The following is a 16,226-nucleotide window of genomic DNA, read 5'->3' as shown; positions in this document are numbered from 1 at the left end:
ATTGGTAGACGCACTAGTTTCAGGTACTAGCGGGTAACACCGTGGAGGTTCGAGTCCTCTTCTGGGCACCAAAAAAAATACAAAAAAGCCGATGATCGAAAGATCATCGGCTTTTTTCATACTTGCCCAGAAAGCAATGTGCCAATGCACATTGCGTGGGGACTCGAAAGGCATCGCTTGCAAGCGATGCCGGGGTCGCGGAACGTGACCGAGTCCTCTCGGCGCCGGGGGCGCCGTATGGGAGTAAAGCGGTACCGCTGGGGCAGAGCCGTATCGACGGTTTTAAAAGAGCTTCCGCACCGCTAGAAGCAGAGCCCGACTACCGGTTTGCGTTTTCTCTGGCGCATCCGATCCCCGGCCTTCCGCGCGCCCCACCGCCCCAGCCCACCATCCCCCATCCCCCATCCCCAACCTCAGTAATAAGCATCCAACGAAAAAATAGTTGTCTGTGGGAATGTCGGTGGGGAGGATGATTGTTTTGCCGTTGAGGGCATGACAGCGTGGAGCGGGTTATGTTGCAAGAGGTGTTGGGTGCGAACGAGGCCGACCGCGTTGCCGACTGGTTGCTGGCGGGGTTGGAATTAAAGAGCACGCTGTTCCACGTGGGCGAATACTGTGGTGTATATCAGGCGTCGACGGGTGGGCATCAGCGGGCGAGTTTCCATGTGGTGTTGGACGGCGGGTGTTATCTGCACGTCGGTACAGATGGGGGCCGCGAGGCGAGCACGACCGAATTGAGCGCCGGGGATGCTGTGTTCTTGCTTTCGGACGTTCCGCACGCGCTGACGCCATCCGCGACACCTCCGGCAGACCTAAGCATCAGATTGGGCAAGATGACACCGCTGCCGCCGGAGCCTCGCGCAAGCGCGGCGACCACCCAAGCCGCAAAGCCCTCCGTCGCCCTCGCCTGTGGCTTTTTCGAATTCCGCACCGATCTCGACACGCTGGTACTTGGCTTGCTGCCGAACCCGATCATTGCGCGACACGCGAGCGGTCGGCTTGATGGCATGACGCAGGTTTTCGCGTTAATCCAGGCTGAAGCACGCCGCCCTGGCGACACGCCCTCCCCGCTACTCGCCCGCCTCACCGACCTGCTTTTCTACTACGCATTACGCGAAGCGGTACACGCAGAAGACATCGCCCCAGGGATGTGGCGTTTAATGCGTCGCGACGCCTTCGGCCGTCTTGCAGCGGCGATCATCGAGTCTCCGGGCGAGCGTTGGACGACGGATAGCATGGCGGACTTCGTGAACATGTCGCGCGCGCGATTCTGCAAGCAATTTGCGGAGGTTGGCGGACAACCGCCGGCGCACTTCGTGACATTAGTCCGAATGAAGACGGCGGCTGCGTTGTTGCGCGCAGGCGTTTCTCTGCCGGAGGCGGCCGAGCAGGTGGGCTACCAGTCGGAGTCGGCCTTTGCGCAGGCTTTCAAACGTGTGACTGGAATCCAGCCGGGGGCATGGCGTCGTCAAGCGGCCAGCGCGGGCGCTCAGCCTGCTGCAACCCCATTGGCCACGTACCCGGTGCACTAAGACTAGCGAAGTCCATCACCGGCAAACGCTCGCCCACTGTGGCTTTGCGTGCAATGGCCTGCCCACCATCGCATCCGGGACAAGCGTATTCTTCGAGAGCGCTCCCCCTCCTACCTCGGAATTTTCCGTCCCCCGATGAGACGAATCCGCAGAATTTCCAGACGGGCGCGCATTGAGCAAGCGCCCGGCCTTGCGCACAATGGAGGCTCGACTGTAAGGAGCCCGATATGAGCCGACTGCCATTGCACACTGTTGAGACCGCCCCGGAGGCGAGCCGTCCGTTTTTGGAGAAGTCGCTGGCGGCGAATGGTTTCCTGCCGAACCTAGTGGCGTCGCTCGCGAACGCACCGACGGCACTCGAAACGTATCTGACGGTGGGCGCGATCAATGGCCGCGCGAGCCTGACGCTGGCCGAGCGCGAGGTCGTGCAGATCACGGCGGCCGGGATTCATGGCTGTGGCTTTTGCGTTGCCGGTCATACGGCGGTGGCGCTGAAGAAGGCGCAACTTCCCGAAGCCCTCGTGAATGAAATCCGCGATCAGGCCAAACTCTCCGATGCCCGCCTCGACGCAGTCGCCAACTTCACGCGCGCCGTGATCGCAACGCGCGGCGCGGTGTCGGATGCCGAATTCACCGCTTTCAAATCAGCGGGTTTCGACGATGCCGCCGCCCTCGAAGTGGTGCTTGGCGTCTCGCTCGCTACGCTGTGCAACTTCGCGAACAATCTTTCGCAAAACGAACTGAACCCGCAACTGGCGGCTTATCGCTGGGAACCGAAGGCGCAAGCGGCATGAGCACCACCGCCAGCCAGCAGGGTCTCGCCGCCCGCGCACCGGCACTCGCAACGTGGCTCGACGCGCATGCGGAGACGCTCGACACGGACGCCACGCTTTGCGGTGACGTGGTGCCGCAACTCGCCAGCGCTGGATTACTGCGCGTTGGCGTTCCGGTTGAGCTGGGCGGTACTGGCGGCACGATCGGCGATGCGATCGACAGCGTTGCCGACGTTGCCGCGCATTCGTTCGCGGCGGCCTTCGTCCTTTGGGGACAGCGCACGTTCATCGAGTACTTGCTGCAAAGCCCGAATCAGGCGTTGCGCGATCGTCTGCTGCCTGCCTTGCTTTGCGGCGAACTGGCTGGCGCGACCGGCCTGTCGAACGCAATGAAATACTTGTCGGCCATCGAGCCGTTGCAAATCCGGGCGACGGACGTACCCGCCGCATCCTCATCTGGCACGGGTAGCGGCAGCACATCGTCGTGGCGCGTGAACGGTGGCTTGCCGTGGATCACGAACCTGCGCAAGCAAGGCTTCGTTGCCGCTGCCGCCATCGACCACGAGGCTGGGGGTCCGCCGTCGATCTTCGCCATCGCCCACAACGCGCCGGGGGTACATCGCAGCGACGATCTGGATCTGATCGGTCTGCGCGGCACCAATACCGCCGCGCTTCAGATGACCGACACGCCACTGAGCGATGACGACCGCATCGCCGACAACGCGCCGACTTGGCTCGTGCGTGTGCGCCCGGCCTTCCTGGGGCTGCAATGCGGCATGTCGCTGGGCCTTGCGCGACGCAGCCTCGACGCCACGAACGAAAGCGGCCCGGCAGCGCGTGCTGCGGTGGCAGACGACGTGGCCGCGCTGACCGATCAGCTCGCGTCCCTCACGACGCGTCTGAAAGCGGGCGTCCTGCAAGGCGAATTTATCGACACGCCCGCAAGCCTGTTCAAACTGCGCATCTCGCTAGCGGAACTCGTTCACGACGCTGCCACGCTGGAAGTGCAGACTGGAGGCGGACGCGGTTACCTGCGAGGACTCTCGGGTGTCGCGCGACGTCAGCGCGAGGCCGCTTTTGTGCCTATCGTGACGCCGAGTCTCGTGCAACTAAAGAACCAACTGGCGGCGCAACGCGCACAGCAACTCAAGACCGGAACGGTTACATGACCCAACCCACGGCGACGCAACGCGCGCACGCATCCGCACCCGAGCACGCACATTTCGCCGCAGCGCGCGAGGACACATCGCGCGCATCGCCATTCCTGACGCTTCGCAATATCGGCCTGTCCTACGGCGAACGGGCAATCCTTCGCGGCGTCGACCTCTCGGTCGCGCCGGGGGAACTCGTCTCCGTTCTCGGCCCGAGCGGCTCAGGCAAGTCCACGTTGTTGCGCATTGCTGCCGGCCTGCTTGCACCAAGCGACGGCACCGTCGATGTGGATGGCACACCGCTTACCGGTCCACGCCCCGACGTGGCTCTCGCCTTTCAGGACCCTTGCCTGCTGCCCTGGCTGTCGGTGGAGCGCAACGTGGCGTTCGGCCTGACGTTCGCGCGCCAGCCCGCACTCTCGCGCGAGACGCGGCGCACGCGCATCGACGCCGCGCTGACCGAAGTCGGCTTGTCCCATGCGCATCATCTGCATCCTCGCCAGCTTTCCGGCGGCATGGCGCAGCGGGTGGCACTCGCGCGCTGTCTCGCGCGTCAGCCGCGCGCACTGCTACTCGACGAACCGTTTGGCGCACTTGACGAAGTCACACGCGCCGACATGCAGCGTCTGCTGGTGACCGTGGTGCGCGACACCGGCGCGGCGACGGTCCTCGTCACACACGATATCGACGAGGCGTTGCTCGTCTCGGACCGGATCGTGCTGCTCGGCAATCAGGGGCGCACGCTTGCACAATGGCAGATCGATGTGCCCTCGCCGCGCGAAGCCCAGGTGCAGGCGCTCGGTGCGTTGCGCATCGAGATTCTGCAAGCGCTGCAACTTGCGATGTCCCGCGATACGACATCCGCTCACGCAGCACTTCACACCACACCTCACACACGTTAAGCACCCACCTTCGGGGATTCTCAGACCATGTGCCAAATTTCCCGCCGCGAATGGCTCAAGCTCGCTTCGATGATGACGGTCGCAGGGGCGGCCCCGTTGCTCGCCTCGGCCGCCGCGCGTGCCGCCGCCGAGCCGGACGCACCGTTGCGCATCGGCTATCTGCCGATTACCGACGCTACGCCGCTGCTCGTCGCGCATAACAACGGCTACTTCGAACAAGCTGGTATCAAGGCGGAAAAGCCGACGTTGTTGCGCAGTTGGGCGCAACTGATCGAAGCGTTTCTATCGGGACAGGTCAACGTCGTTCACCTGCTCTCGCCGATGACGGTCTGGGCTCGATACGGCAGTCAGGCACAGGCCAAGGTCGTCGCATGGAATCACGTCAACGGCAGCGCCATCACGGTGGCCAACGACATCAACAAGATTGGCGATCTGGGCGGCAAGACCTTTGCGGTGCCGTTCTGGTACTCGATTCACAACGTGGTGCTGCAAGGCTTGCTTGCCGCGAACGGCCTGACGCCCGTACTCAAGAAGAGCGGAGCGCCCGCTGCCAACGAGGTCAGCCTGATCGTGATGGCGCCGTCGGACATGCCGCCCGCCCTCGCCGCTAAACAGATCGCGGGCTACATCGTGGCCGAGCCGTTCAATGCAGCGGCCGAGAACCTCAAGGTCGGCAAAATACTGCGATTTACCGGCGACGTCTGGAAGAACCACGCATGCTGTGTCGTGACGATGCACGAGCGTGACCTGACCTCGCGCCCGGAATGGTCGCAGAAGGTCGTCGACGCCATCGTCAAGGCGCAGGCCTGGACGCGCGAGCGCCCCGCTGATGCGGCTCGCCTGCTGTCCAAGGAGGGGCAGAACCGCTACACACCGCACCCGTTCCAGGTGTTGCAGCGCGTGCTGGCGCCGGACGCTTCCGAGCAAGGCCGCTATCTCGCCGACAAGGCCATTGTGCATGCCGACTGGCACGAGAAGCGTATCGACTTCCAGCCCTATCCCTATCCGAGCTACACGGAGGCGCTTGTGCGTCACATGCAGAAGACACAGGTCGAAGGGAATGCTCAGTTCCTCGCGAAGCTCGACCCGTCGTTTGTCGCACGCGATCTCGTCGATGACCGCTTCGTGAAAAAGAGCATTGCCGCCGCCGGTGGCATGAAGGCTTTCGGCCTGCCGGAGGGTTTCACCCGTCAGGAGGTGATCGTTGTCTGATCTCGCGTCCAGCCGCGTGCAGCAACCCGTTGGTTCGGTGGAGGCTGCCCCCTGCGCCCCAAACCCCTCCTCGTCAAACGGGGGCACGGCAACGCCACGCCCTGCGCGCCGCGCATGGCTCGGCCTTGCGGGGCTCGCAGGCATCGTGCTGATCTGGTGGCTCGGCATTTCGCTATTCACTACGCCCGGCTCTCTCGCGTCGCAGTTCTCACCGGCGGCCGCACTGAACGCCCTGCCCGACCTGATCCGCGACGAGCAGCTTGGCCTGCACATCCTCGCCAGCTTGCGACGTATCGCGGTCGGGCTGGCGTGGGCCGTTGTGCTGGGCGTACCGCTGGGCTTTCTGATTGGGCGCGTGCGCTGGCTGGACAAGGCACTCACGCCATCGATGCAATTCCTGCGTATGGTGTCGCCGCTGTCGTGGATGCCGATTGCCGTGATGTCGCTCGGCGTGGGCGACCCTGCCGTGTATTTTCTGCTGGCCTTCGCCGCCTTGTGGCCGCTGGTGATGAGCACGGCCGCAGGCGTGACGCACATCGATCGACGCTGGGTGCAACTTGGTGAAAGTCTGGCGGCGACCCGCTGGGAAATGCTCTGGCACGTCTATGTGCCGGGCATCGCAGCGCATGTCCTCACGGGCGTGCGGCTGGCCATCGGCATCTTGTGGATCGTGCTGGTGCCCGCAGAGATGTTGGGTGTGAATGCGGGTCTGGGGTATCTCATCCTCGACACGCGCGACCGGCTGGCGTACTCGGAACTGACCGCTGTGATTCTGGTGATCGGTGTGCTTGGCTTCGCGCTCGACTGGGCGGCACGCTTCATCTACCGGCGCTTCAGTGGCGCGATGCAGGACGACGAGTAAGCACGAACGGGCGCAACGCGGCATATACGCGGACAGGCCGTTACAATAGCGGCCTGAATCCAGATGCCTGACGGAGACGCATCATCGAGCTAGATCGTTTACTGCAATCGCAGGGCTTCGGCAGTCGCAAGATGTGCCGCAAGCTCATTCAATCCGGTGCTTTCGCCATCGACGGCGTCGTGCACGACAACTTCCGGGAGTCGGTGGACCCGAAAGGACTTCAGTTCACGCTGGACGGCGAGTCCTGGGACTACCGCGAGCATGTCTACATCCTGCTCAACAAACCTGAAGGTTTCGAGTGCTCCACGAGCCCGACACATCACGAGGGCGTGCATTCGCTGTTGCCGCTCCCGCTCGCCGTGCGTGGCGTCCAACCGGCCGGTCGGCTCGATCAGGACACCACCGGCATGCTGCTACTCTCCGACGACGGCCCCTTCCTGCACGCCATGATGTCGCCACGCCGCCACGTACCTAAACGGTACGTCGCGACGACAAAGCACCCGGTGACGGAAGAAATGTTGCAGGCACTGCGCAACGGCGTGCTGTTGCGCGACGAGACCGAGCCGCTCGCTGCAACGGACGTCATGAGCCCGTCATCCCACGAAATTGCACTCACGATCACGCAAGGGAAATACCACCAGGTCAAGCGGATGGTGGCTGCTGCGGGCAATCGTGTGGAGGGTCTGGTGAGAACGGCCATCGGTGGCTTACCGATGGGCACGCTCGAACTCGGGGAATGGCGTTATCTGTCACCGGACGAATTGCTGTCGTTGCCGTACGAGATTCCGCTGACCGCCAAGTAATCGGACTCGGGGGATGCGAACCATCACCCGATCACGTGCAAACGCAAAAAACGCCCAACGCCGGCATTCATGCCAGCGTTGGGCGTTTCCGTTTGGATTCGCCGATACGGGTCAGCCGATATTTGGCAGATCGCCTCAGCTCTGCTTACCTTCCAACAGGAACTGCGCGCCCTTGTCCTGACCGAGCGCCTTGACGAGATACGGCATCGTCGTCTTGAGCGTGTCTTGCAGCATGTACGGCGGGTTCACGATGAACATGCCGCTGCCATGCAGGCCCATGCCACCCGGCACGGGATTGCAGACCGTCAGCGAAACGTGCAGCCAATTCTTGATCGGCTTCTCGTCGATCGTCAGTCGCTTCATGCGCTCCGGCAATTGCGCGGCTTCGCGACGTTGCACGAGCGGATACCACACGGCGTACATGCCGGTCGGGAAGCGGTCGAGCCCTTCCTGCACCGTCTGCGTCGTGCGCGTGTAATCGCGCTTGTCCTCATAGGACGGGTCGATGAGCGTGAACCCCCGGCGCGGTGCCGGCGGCAGAATCGTCTTGAGGCCTGCGAAACCGTCGGCCCCGAAAATCATCGTGCGACGTGCGACCGCGCGCCCCTGCGCTTCGAAGTTCTCGCGCAGCACTTCCTGCTCAGTCGGATGCGCCTCGAACAACCGCAAACGGTCGCGGTCGCCCAGCAGTTGCAGCGCGAAGTACGGCGAGCCGGGGTAGTAGCTCAGCTTGCCGTCCGGGTTGAACTCACGGACCAGCGCAACGTAGTCCGCCAACGCCGGCGGCAAATCGTTACGCGTCCATAGACGGCCGATGCCCGTCTCGTACTCGCCCGTCTTGTCGGCCCACTTGCCGTCGAGCGCGTAGCCGCCCGCGCCGGCGTGCGTGTCGATATACCAGAACGCCGTGTCTTTCTGGCGCATGTAATCGATACATTCAACGGCGATGAAGTGTTTCAGTACGTCGGCATGGTTGCCGGCGTGGAAGGCGTGGCGGTAGCTAAACATTAGGCAGATCCTGATTCGTCAGGCGCGATTGTAGCCGACGACGCCCCTGCCCGGCGTTTCCGGGCCGATGCGCCGCTGTTTTTGGCCTCGTTGACCGCAAGCGTCTTCACCGCTTTATGACGCGGGCACGCGACCAGATGGTCGTTCACCATCCCGGCGGCCTGCATGAACGAATAGCAGATCGTGGAGCCAACGAAGGTGAATCCCGCCTGCTTCAGCGCACGACTCATGGCGTCCGACACGGCGGACGTTGCCGGGACTTCACTGAGGGATGTCCAGCGGTTTTGCAACGTCTCACCGCCCACGAACTGCCAGACGAAGTCGCTGAAACGCGTCCCCGAGGCCTCCATCGCCAGATACGCTCTGGCCCCCTTGATGACGCCATTAACCTTCAGGCGATTGCGCACGATGCCGGGATCGGCCATCAGCCGCGCTTCGTCCTCCGGCCCGTACTTCGCGATGCGCGCCGGGTCGAAATTATCGAAAGCCTCGCGGTAGGTATCGCGCTTCTTGAGGATCGTGGACCACGACAACCCGGCCTGCGCCCCTTCAAGCATCAGCAATTCGAACAACTCGCGCGAGTCGCGCAAAGGCACGCCCCATTCCTGATCGTGATACTGACGATATTGTTCGAAGCCTTCACTCCACGGACAGCGTTCCATTTGCCCCTCGATAGTTGTGCTCGCACCCCGATGTGACCAAGGCATGCGGACGAATGGGGCAAGTGTGCCAGCAATTACCGAAGAAGCGAACCCGCAACCACGTATCCCGCGCGAAATTGGGCCGCAAGGCAATGCCGATGCGGAATTTTCCGAGTCTCCGACATCGGCCGCCCCTGCGTGTTACAGCATCAGTTGTCCGCCGTTGACCTCGATGATCTGGCCGGTCACGTAGCTCGCCAGCGTCTCAGAAGCGAGATACAGGAATGCCCCCGAACACTCGTCGGGTTCGCCAAGGCGTCCCATCGGAATGCTCTGGCGGAAGGCGTCGATCTGAGCCTGCGTGCTGAATTGCTCGTGGAACGGCGTCATGATCACGCCCGGCGAAACGGCATTCACGCGAATGCGGTCGGGCATCAACTCTTTGGCCATACCTCGAGTGAGCGTGCTCACGAAGCCTTTCGCCGCTGCGTAAATCAGCGCGCCGGGGCCACCGCCGTGACGCGCCGCAATCGACGTCACGTTGACGATCGCGCCGCCGCCCTGCTTGCGCATCGCGGGCACCACAGCGCGAGAGAACGCAACGACGGAGCGTGCATTGACGTTGAGGACGTCATCGAAATAGGCGTCCGTCACTTCCGTGAACGGCGTACGTTTGACGAGACTGCCCGCGTTGTTGATCAGTACGTCGATACGGCCAAAGCCGTCGAGCACGTGCGCCACGGCAGCATCGATGGCGCCGGTGTCCTGCACGTCGGCCGCGACAGTCATGGCCTTCACGCCATGCGAGCGCACCGCTTCTGCTACCGCTTCCGCCTTGTCGGCCGAGCGGTTGTAGTGCACCGCTACGTGCGCACCCTGCGCGGCGAACGCCGTCGCCGCTGCTGCACCGATGCCGGTACTCGCGCCCGTGATCAGCACGAACTTGCCCTTCAAATCTTGCATGGTGAATCGCTCCGAAACTGGATGGATGTGAAAAGCATCGGACACGCACTCAGTCGAGCAGGCGTGCGTCGTACGCGTGCACCTGCTGCGCCTGCTCGCCCAGCCCGTCGATGCCCAGTCGCATGACGTCGCCCGGCTTCAGGAAGACCGGCGGCTTCTGACCGAGGCCCACACCCGGGGGCGTGCCGGTGGTCACGAGATCGCCCGGCTTGAGCGTGGTGAACTGGCTGAGGTAGTGAACCAGATAGGCCACGCTGAAAATCATGGTCGACGTGTTGCCCGTCTGGCGGCGAACACCGTTGAGGTCGAGCCACAGGCCGAGTTGTTGCGGGTCGCGGATTTCATCGGTCGTCACCAGCCACGGACCGACCGGACCGAAGGTGTCGAAACCCTTGCCCTTGTCCCACGTGCCGCCGCGCTCGATCTGGTACTCGCGCTCGGAGACATCGTTGACCACGCAATACCCGGCGACGTAATCGAGCGCGCGCTCTAGCGGCACGTAACGCGCCGTCGTGCCGATCACGAAGCCCAGTTCGACTTCCCAGTCGCCTTTGACCGAGTCCTTGGGCAGCACCACGGGGTCGTTCGGCCCCGTCAGGCAGTTGTCCCACTTGGTGAAGAGCACCGGCTCCGACGGCACGGCCAGTCCCGACTCCGCTGCGTGATCGCTGTAGTTCAGGCCGACGGCGAGAAACTTGCCCAGCCCCGAGAACGGCACGCCCAACCGTCCCGGCGACGCCACCACCGGCAACGCCTTAACGTCGAGCGCCCGTAGCGCCGCCAGCCCCTGCGGGCTCAACGTTTGCGGCGTAATGTCGGCCGTCACGCCGGAGAGATCACGCACCTGGCCGTCCGTGTCGAGCAGGCCCGGCTTTTCCTGGCCCTTCGGGCCGTAACGCAGCAGTTTCAAAGCAAATCTCCTTGCGAAATCAGTTAGACCAGCCGCCGTCGATCAGATGGATGGCGCCGGTGGTGAACGAGGATTCGTCCGAACCCAGATAGACGGCGAGTGCCGCAATTTCTTCGGGCGTGCCCACACGCCCCATCGGCTGACGCGCCACGAACTGCTCGCGCACCGCCGTCAGACTCGTGCCCGCAGCATCGGCCTGCGTGGCGATGCGCTGACGCAGCGACGGCGACTCGACAGTGCCCGGGCAGATCGCATTGCAGCGGATGCCACGCGCGACGAAATCGGCCGCCACGGACTTCGTCAGCCCGATCACGGCCGCCTTGCTCGTGCCGTAGACGCAACGATTGGCCACCCCCTTCACACTGGACGCCGCCGACGACATATTGATGATCGCCCCGCCGCCTGCGGCCAGCATCGCGGGCAGGAAAGCCCGCGTGGTGCGGTACATGCTCTTCACGTTCAGGTCGAACGAGAAATCCCAAGCGGCTTCGTCGCACTCGAGAATCGAGCCGTGATGTACGAAACCCGCGCAGTTGAACAGCACATCGAGCGCGCCGAGTTCATTCGCAAGCGCGGTCACGGCCGCGCCGTCGGTCACGTCGAGCGTTCGCCGCGTCAGGTTTGGGTGATCGTCCAGCTGTGCAAGCGCGTCGGCATTCAGATCGGTGGCGATCACGTGCGCGCCTTCGCGCAGATAGGCCTCGACGCACGCGCGTCCGATGCCTTGTGCCGCAGCAGTAATGACGGCGGTTTTGCCCGTCAGTCGGCCAGTCATGAGTGTCTCCTCGTGAGCCTGTGGGTCGTTGGGGATATCGGGAAGTGCCGGGTGAGCCGACTTAGAGATTCGTGGGGTTCGTGGGGTTCGTGGGGTTCGTGGGGTTCGTGGCAGCGTGCGCGGCTACAGCAGCTGCAGCGACGTCTTCGTCATTCGCAGTCACGGTGGACGTGGCGGACGCGGCATAGGCGTCGCGCACGCGGCACAGATGCTCGCGCATCGCCTGCGCAGCCCGCTCCGGGTCTCGCGACCGCAACGCGTCGAGAATGTGGCGATGATCCTGCAAGCTGCGTTCGAGCACGCCATCGACTTGCGACGTCACACGGCGGCTCTTCTTGCCCAGCAGATAAAGACTGTTCGCGATGCTTTGCAGGAAAGGGTTCTCGCAGGCGTCGATAATGGTCTCGTGGAAGGCCATATCGGCCGCTGAGAACGTTTCGGGATTGCCCAGCAGCGCCTGTTCGTCATCGACGAGCGCATGCAGACGTGCGATGTCCTCGTCGCTGATGTGCGTGGCCGCCAGCGCGGCGACGCCGGGTTCGATAACCAGACGCGCGTCGAACAGGGATTCCAGCGTGCCAGCGTTAAGCTCGATGACCATCTCCAGCGGTTCGAGCAACTCCCGCATTTCGAGCGAACCGACGAACGTCCCCTCCCCCTGACGGATCCGCAACAATCCGAGCAGCGCCAGACCACGAATCGCCTCGCGTACGGCCGGGCGTCCGACGCCCAGCATGCTGGCGAGGTCGCGCTCAGGCGGCAGTTGCTGGCCGGGCTTGAGCAGCCCGGTGCGGATCATCGTGAGCAAGCGCTGCGCGACCTGCTCCGAGACGGAAACCTGCACGATGGGATCGAATGACATGATGTCGTTCAGTGGTAAGACCAATAAACGAGATGTTGCGCCTGTCACCTATCGGCTGTCAACGCAAAATTTCGCGAGCATCATCGGCGGCACACAGGCTTTAGATTTTTGACAAAGTCATCGGAATTTATCGAGAGCTTCCGACTCGGAGTCAAACACGCGATCTCGCAAGATCGTTTGTTCATGCGGATCTCCGTAAATTTTCATCGCGAGATTGCACTGCGTCGCAAGTCAACGCCTTCTTGTTGTCGGGGTGTCACTTTTCTGCGACCATGATCTGTCGCTCCGAGGTTCTCATCGGGGCAATGTTCCCGCCGTCGCTTGATCTGCCGTACCCCTGGCTGCACCCGTTCCCCGAAATTCTGGAGTCTCCGACGATGTCCTCCTCAAAGACCGCCAAGCTGGGCCACTGGACGATGTACATGCCAATCCTGGCCCTCGTTGCCCTCGGCGTTGCCGCATTTTTGCCGAACGCCGCAGCGCTCGCGTTATGTGCCGCGGCCCTCGCCGGGGCCGTGTTCTCGGCCGTGCATCACGCCGAGACCGTCGCCCACAAGGTCGGCGAGCCGTTCGGCACGCTGGTCCTTGCCGTGGCCGTGACCATCATCGAAGTGGCGCTGATCGTCTCGGTGATGCTCTCCGGCGGACCCGACAAAGCGGGGCTGGCGCGCGACACCGTATTTGCCGCGATCATGATCGTCTCGACGGGGATCGTCGGCTTATGTCTGCTGTTCGGCGGGGTGCGTCACCACACGCAGGGCTTTCACGTGGAAGGCGCGAGCGCCGCGCTCGCCGTGCTGTGCGCGCTGTCCGTGCTCACGCTGGTCCTGCCGAACTACACGAATTCCGTGGTCGGCCCGGGGCTCACGGCGTCACAGCTTGCGTTCGAAGGCGTGATCTCGCTGGTGCTTTATATGGTGTTCGTGTTCGTGCAGACGGTGAGCCATCGCGATTACTTTCTGGCGAAAGCACCGAGCGAAGAAGTCCACGTGCCGCCGCCCTCGCGCCGTACGGCAGTGTTGAGTCTCGGCCTGCTGGTCGTGGCGCTGGTGGCTGTGGTGGGTCTGGCGAAAAAGCTCTCGCCCGCCGTGGAACAGGCGGTGGCGACGGCAGGAGCGCCGAAGGCAGTGGTAGGGATTGTGATTGCTGCGCTGGTGCTGCTGCCCGAAGGGCTGGCCGCGCTGCGCGCCGCGCGTGCCAACAAGCTCCAGACAAGTCTGAATCTGGCGCTCGGTTCGGCGCTGGCCAGTATCGGCCTGACGATTCCGACGGTGGCCGCCGTGTCGCTGTTGCTCGATCAGCAGATCGAACTGGGACTCGCACCGAAAGAGACGGTGCTGCTCGCCGTCACGCTGCTGGTCAGCGTGCTCACGCTTGGCACCGGACGCACGACCGTGCTGCAAGGGGCCGTCCACCTGGTGCTGTTCGCGGCATTCCTGTTCCTGGCGATCGTGCCGTAATACGGTGATACGGTCGTGCCTGAAGCGTTGGCGCGTTAGCCCGCCAGCGCTTCAGTACTTCAAGCCTTGGACGCTTTCTTATCCGCTGCGGCAGCGTCATCCTTGACGTCATTGACGTCAGCCGATTCCGTTGCGTCCGACGGCGTGCCGAGCAACGCCCCCAGCAGCTTGCTGCCACCGCCGCCGCGCTTGCCCTGTGCGCCCACGCCCTTGCCCGTCGGCGGGCCGCGACGCACACCGGCGTCGATCTTCAGGCCGCGACGCTTCTGAATCTCAAATTTAGTCTGTGTCATGGTGTTGTCCGCGTGTTGTCCGTTACTTCAGGGGTCGATGCCCAGGTCGCCCTCGGCCGCCAGCGTCTTGGCCAGCGCGTGCGCGGCTTCCAGCGCGTCGCTTGCCCAGCGGTAGGCGTCAGGTGTGGTGTGGGTGAGCGGCGGATCGAGCGATTCGATGACGTCGTCCACGTCTCGCCATCCGGTAAAGTGCACCACCCCGTAGAACTGTCCTTCCGGCGCGGGCGACGTCTCCGCCCAGTAGTAAAAGTCTTCCGCCAGCAGGCAGCCTTCGAAACCCATAGCGATCTGTCGAGATCCCGTGAAAAGGCGGCATCGTAGCACGACGCATGACGAGCGGCATACCGTCGCTACGCAGTAGAATACTGCGGCATAGCAACCCACGACTCTTTATACCGACATCACGATGTTCACCGGAATTGTTCAAGGCACGGCCAGGCTGTCGTCCATCGAAGATCGCGACGGCATGCGCACGCTCGAACTGGCGTTTCCCGAAGGCTTCTGCGAAGACCTGACCCTCGGCGCCAGCGTCTCCGTCGATGGCTGCTGCCTGACGGTCACGCAACTGCTCTCGCCTACCGCCGCGTCGTTCGACGTCATTCTCCAAAGTCTGAACGTGACGACCCTCGGCAGCTTCGGCGCGGGCGCACAGGTCAACGTGGAGCGCGCCGCCAAGGATGGCGCGGAAATCGGCGGCCATCCGCTCTCGGGCCACATCGACTTCTCGACCGAAATCCTCAGCGTGCGCACCTCGGATACGAACCGCGTGCTGCGCATCGCGATTCCCGAAGCGTTCCGCAAGTATGTCTTCGCCAAGGGCTACATCGCCATCAACGGCGCGAGCCTGACGGTCTCGGAAGTGAACCGGCAAGAAGGCTGGTTCGAGGTATGGCTGATTCCGGAAACGCGCCGCATGACGACGTTCGAGGACAAGGGCGCCGGTTCGCGCGTCAATATCGAAATCGAACGTAGCACGCAGGTGGTCGTCGACACGGTCCGCGAAGCGGTGCAGGAAAGCCTCGGCCGCCTGCAACCGGTGCTCGAAGCCTTGCTTAAGGAAAAGGGACTCTCGCTCGACGACTTCGTCGCGGTGCCGAAGCTGCCCACCGACAAGGCATAAGGCGGCACAAGGGTTAAGACCCGAGCCCTGCGTTCACTTTCAAAGGATCTTCATGCAACTCGCCACCTGGAACGTCAACTCGCTCAAGGTTCGTCTCGGACATGTGCAGGATTGGCTGCGCAGCAACCCCGTCGACGTCCTGTGCCTTCAGGAATTGAAGCTCACCGACGAAAACTTCCCGATTACGGAAATTGCCGCGCTCGGCTATACGTCGCACTTCACTGGGCAGAAGACGTATAACGGCGTTGCGCTGCTCGTGAATCACACCAAGGTCGGGGAAGCGACCGACCTCGTCAAGAACCTGCCGAATTTTCCCGATGAACAGCAACGTCTGATCACGGCGACCATCGGCGGCGTGCGCGTCGTCTGCGGCTACTTCCCGAATGGCCAGTCACTCGATTCCGACAAGTTCGTCTACAAGCTCAACTGGCTCGACGCCCTCACCCACTGGCTGTCGGACGAATTGCAGCGTCACCCGCAGCTCGCGCTGCTCGGCGATTACAACATCGCGCCGGAAGACCGCGACGTGCACGATCCGGCGAAATGGGAAGGCAGTAATCTGGTGTCGCCTCAGGAACGTCAGGCGTTCGCGCGCCTGCAAGGGCTCGGTTTGCGCGACACCTTCCGTATGTTCGAACAACCGGAAAAGACGTTCAGTTGGTGGGATTACCGCATGGGCGCGTTCCGCCGCAACGCCGGACTGCGCATCGATCACGTGCTCGCCTCCGCCGCACTGGCAGAGCGCTGCACCGGCTGCGAGATCGATCGCGTGCCGCGCACCTGGGAGCAGCCGTCTGACCACACGCCGGTCGTCGCTACATTCAAGGACTGATGCGGCGCTTGCCCGTTATCGGGCAACAGCCGGAAAGCGCCGGCAGCAATGAAAAACGGCACCCGTGGGTGCCGTTTTCTTTGGGACCATGACTTTGCTATGGCGCGCGCTTACCGCGTCACCGTTC

General features: G+C 63.2%; 18 protein-coding genes. 10 read left to right on the top strand and 8 right to left on the bottom strand.

What is annotated here, in order from left to right; genetic code table 11:
• Nucleotides 1–512: 512 nt before the first annotated feature.
• The 7 genes from PCO31010_RS26330 to PCO31010_RS26300 all read left to right on the top strand — a co-directional run bounded on the left by PCO31010_RS26330 (nucleotide 513) and on the right by PCO31010_RS26300 (nucleotide 7,235).
• A complete protein-coding gene (locus PCO31010_RS26330; protein WP_150666846.1) occupies nucleotides 513–1,532 on the top strand; it encodes an AraC family transcriptional regulator in 1,020 nt (339 codons plus the stop codon).
• Between the two features lie 227 nt (nucleotides 1,533–1,759).
• Nucleotides 1,760–2,326 (top strand): carboxymuconolactone decarboxylase family protein, encoded by a 567-nt coding sequence (locus PCO31010_RS26325; RefSeq protein ID WP_046291682.1) that lies wholly within the window; start codon nucleotides 1,760–1,762, stop codon nucleotides 2,324–2,326.
• Complete coding sequence (locus PCO31010_RS26320; RefSeq protein WP_150666845.1) at nucleotides 2,323–3,474, top strand: acyl-CoA dehydrogenase family protein; 1,152 nt, start codon at nucleotides 2,323–2,325, stop codon at nucleotides 3,472–3,474. The genes PCO31010_RS26325 and PCO31010_RS26320 overlap by 4 nt, the downstream gene beginning before the upstream one ends.
• Complete coding sequence (locus tag PCO31010_RS26315) at nucleotides 3,471–4,358, top strand: ABC transporter ATP-binding protein (protein WP_150666844.1); 888 nt, start codon at nucleotides 3,471–3,473, stop codon at nucleotides 4,356–4,358. The genes PCO31010_RS26320 and PCO31010_RS26315 overlap by 4 nt, the downstream gene beginning before the upstream one ends.
• A 27-nt stretch (nucleotides 4,359–4,385) precedes the next feature.
• Entirely contained in the window at nucleotides 4,386–5,570 is a 1,185-nt protein-coding gene (locus PCO31010_RS26310; protein WP_150666843.1) for an ABC transporter substrate-binding protein, read from the top strand.
• On the top strand, nucleotides 5,563–6,432 hold the full coding sequence (locus PCO31010_RS26305; RefSeq protein ID WP_425495033.1) for an ABC transporter permease: 870 nt from the start codon (nucleotides 5,563–5,565) through the stop codon (nucleotides 6,430–6,432). The genes PCO31010_RS26310 and PCO31010_RS26305 overlap by 8 nt, the downstream gene beginning before the upstream one ends.
• Nucleotides 6,433–6,563: 131 nt before the next feature.
• Nucleotides 6,564–7,235, top strand: a complete 672-nt coding sequence (locus tag PCO31010_RS26300; RefSeq protein ID WP_150666842.1) for a 16S rRNA pseudouridine(516) synthase — start codon at nucleotides 6,564–6,566, stop codon at nucleotides 7,233–7,235.
• A 135-nt stretch (nucleotides 7,236–7,370) separates the two neighbouring features.
• On the opposite strand, the gene PCO31010_RS26295 is transcribed toward PCO31010_RS26300, so the two are convergent.
• From PCO31010_RS26295 to PCO31010_RS26270, 6 genes are all read right to left on the bottom strand, one after another.
• A complete protein-coding gene (locus PCO31010_RS26295) occupies nucleotides 7,371–8,243 on the bottom strand; it encodes a 23S rRNA (adenine(2030)-N(6))-methyltransferase RlmJ (RefSeq protein WP_150666841.1) in 873 nt (290 codons plus the stop codon).
• Entirely contained in the window at nucleotides 8,243–8,905 is a 663-nt protein-coding gene (locus PCO31010_RS26290; protein WP_150666840.1) for a DNA-3-methyladenine glycosylase I, read from the bottom strand. The genes PCO31010_RS26295 and PCO31010_RS26290 overlap by 1 nt, the downstream gene beginning before the upstream one ends.
• A gap of 180 nt (nucleotides 8,906–9,085) precedes the next feature.
• The gene (locus PCO31010_RS26285; RefSeq protein ID WP_150666839.1) at nucleotides 9,086–9,847 is read right to left on the bottom strand and encodes an SDR family NAD(P)-dependent oxidoreductase; all 762 of its coding nucleotides are present in this window, start codon (nucleotides 9,845–9,847) and stop codon (nucleotides 9,086–9,088) included.
• 49 nt (nucleotides 9,848–9,896) lie between these two features.
• On the bottom strand, nucleotides 9,897–10,757 hold the full coding sequence (locus PCO31010_RS26280) for a fumarylacetoacetate hydrolase family protein (RefSeq protein WP_150666838.1): 861 nt from the start codon (nucleotides 10,755–10,757) through the stop codon (nucleotides 9,897–9,899).
• 19 nt (nucleotides 10,758–10,776) lie between these two features.
• Nucleotides 10,777–11,532: an SDR family oxidoreductase gene (locus PCO31010_RS26275; protein ID WP_150666837.1), complete on the bottom strand. Its 756-nt coding sequence runs from the start codon at nucleotides 11,530–11,532 to the stop codon at nucleotides 10,777–10,779.
• Between the two features lie 61 nt (nucleotides 11,533–11,593).
• Complete coding sequence (locus PCO31010_RS26270) at nucleotides 11,594–12,394, bottom strand: FadR/GntR family transcriptional regulator (protein WP_150666836.1); 801 nt, start codon at nucleotides 12,392–12,394, stop codon at nucleotides 11,594–11,596.
• Nucleotides 12,395–12,771: 377 nt separating this feature from the next.
• Here PCO31010_RS26270 and PCO31010_RS26265 point away from each other — a divergent pair, with 377 nt between their 5' ends.
• Nucleotides 12,772–13,854, top strand: a complete 1,083-nt coding sequence (locus tag PCO31010_RS26265) for a calcium:cation antiporter (protein WP_150666835.1) — start codon at nucleotides 12,772–12,774, stop codon at nucleotides 13,852–13,854.
• Nucleotides 13,855–13,913: 59 nt separating this feature from the next.
• Here PCO31010_RS26265 and PCO31010_RS26260 read toward each other — a convergent pair whose 3' ends face one another.
• Together PCO31010_RS26260 and PCO31010_RS26255 are read right to left on the bottom strand one after the other, a co-directional pair.
• Complete coding sequence (locus PCO31010_RS26260) at nucleotides 13,914–14,147, bottom strand: hypothetical protein (protein WP_150666834.1); 234 nt, start codon at nucleotides 14,145–14,147, stop codon at nucleotides 13,914–13,916.
• Nucleotides 14,148–14,174: 27 nt separating this feature from the next.
• Nucleotides 14,175–14,429, bottom strand: coding sequence for a hypothetical protein (locus PCO31010_RS26255; RefSeq protein WP_039398948.1), 255 nt, complete (start codon nucleotides 14,427–14,429; stop codon nucleotides 14,175–14,177).
• Between the two features lie 124 nt (nucleotides 14,430–14,553).
• Between PCO31010_RS26255 and PCO31010_RS26250 the strand changes: the two genes are divergently transcribed.
• Both PCO31010_RS26250 and xth read left to right on the top strand, forming a co-directional pair.
• Nucleotides 14,554–15,267 carry a riboflavin synthase subunit alpha gene (locus tag PCO31010_RS26250; protein WP_150666833.1) on the top strand — a complete coding sequence of 238 codons (714 nt, stop codon included), beginning with the start codon at nucleotides 14,554–14,556 and terminating at the stop codon, nucleotides 15,265–15,267.
• A gap of 52 nt (nucleotides 15,268–15,319) precedes the next feature.
• The gene (xth, locus tag PCO31010_RS26245; protein WP_150666832.1) at nucleotides 15,320–16,099 is read left to right on the top strand and encodes an exodeoxyribonuclease III; all 780 of its coding nucleotides are present in this window, start codon (nucleotides 15,320–15,322) and stop codon (nucleotides 16,097–16,099) included.
• Nucleotides 16,100–16,226 lie beyond the last annotated feature (127 nt).

The sequence above is a fragment of the Pandoraea commovens genome, from assembly GCF_902459615.1.
GTDB lineage: Bacteria > Pseudomonadota > Gammaproteobacteria > Burkholderiales > Burkholderiaceae > Pandoraea > Pandoraea commovens.
Note: the sequence above shows the minus strand (reverse complement) of the source record. Positions and strands in the feature narration are given on the sequence as shown.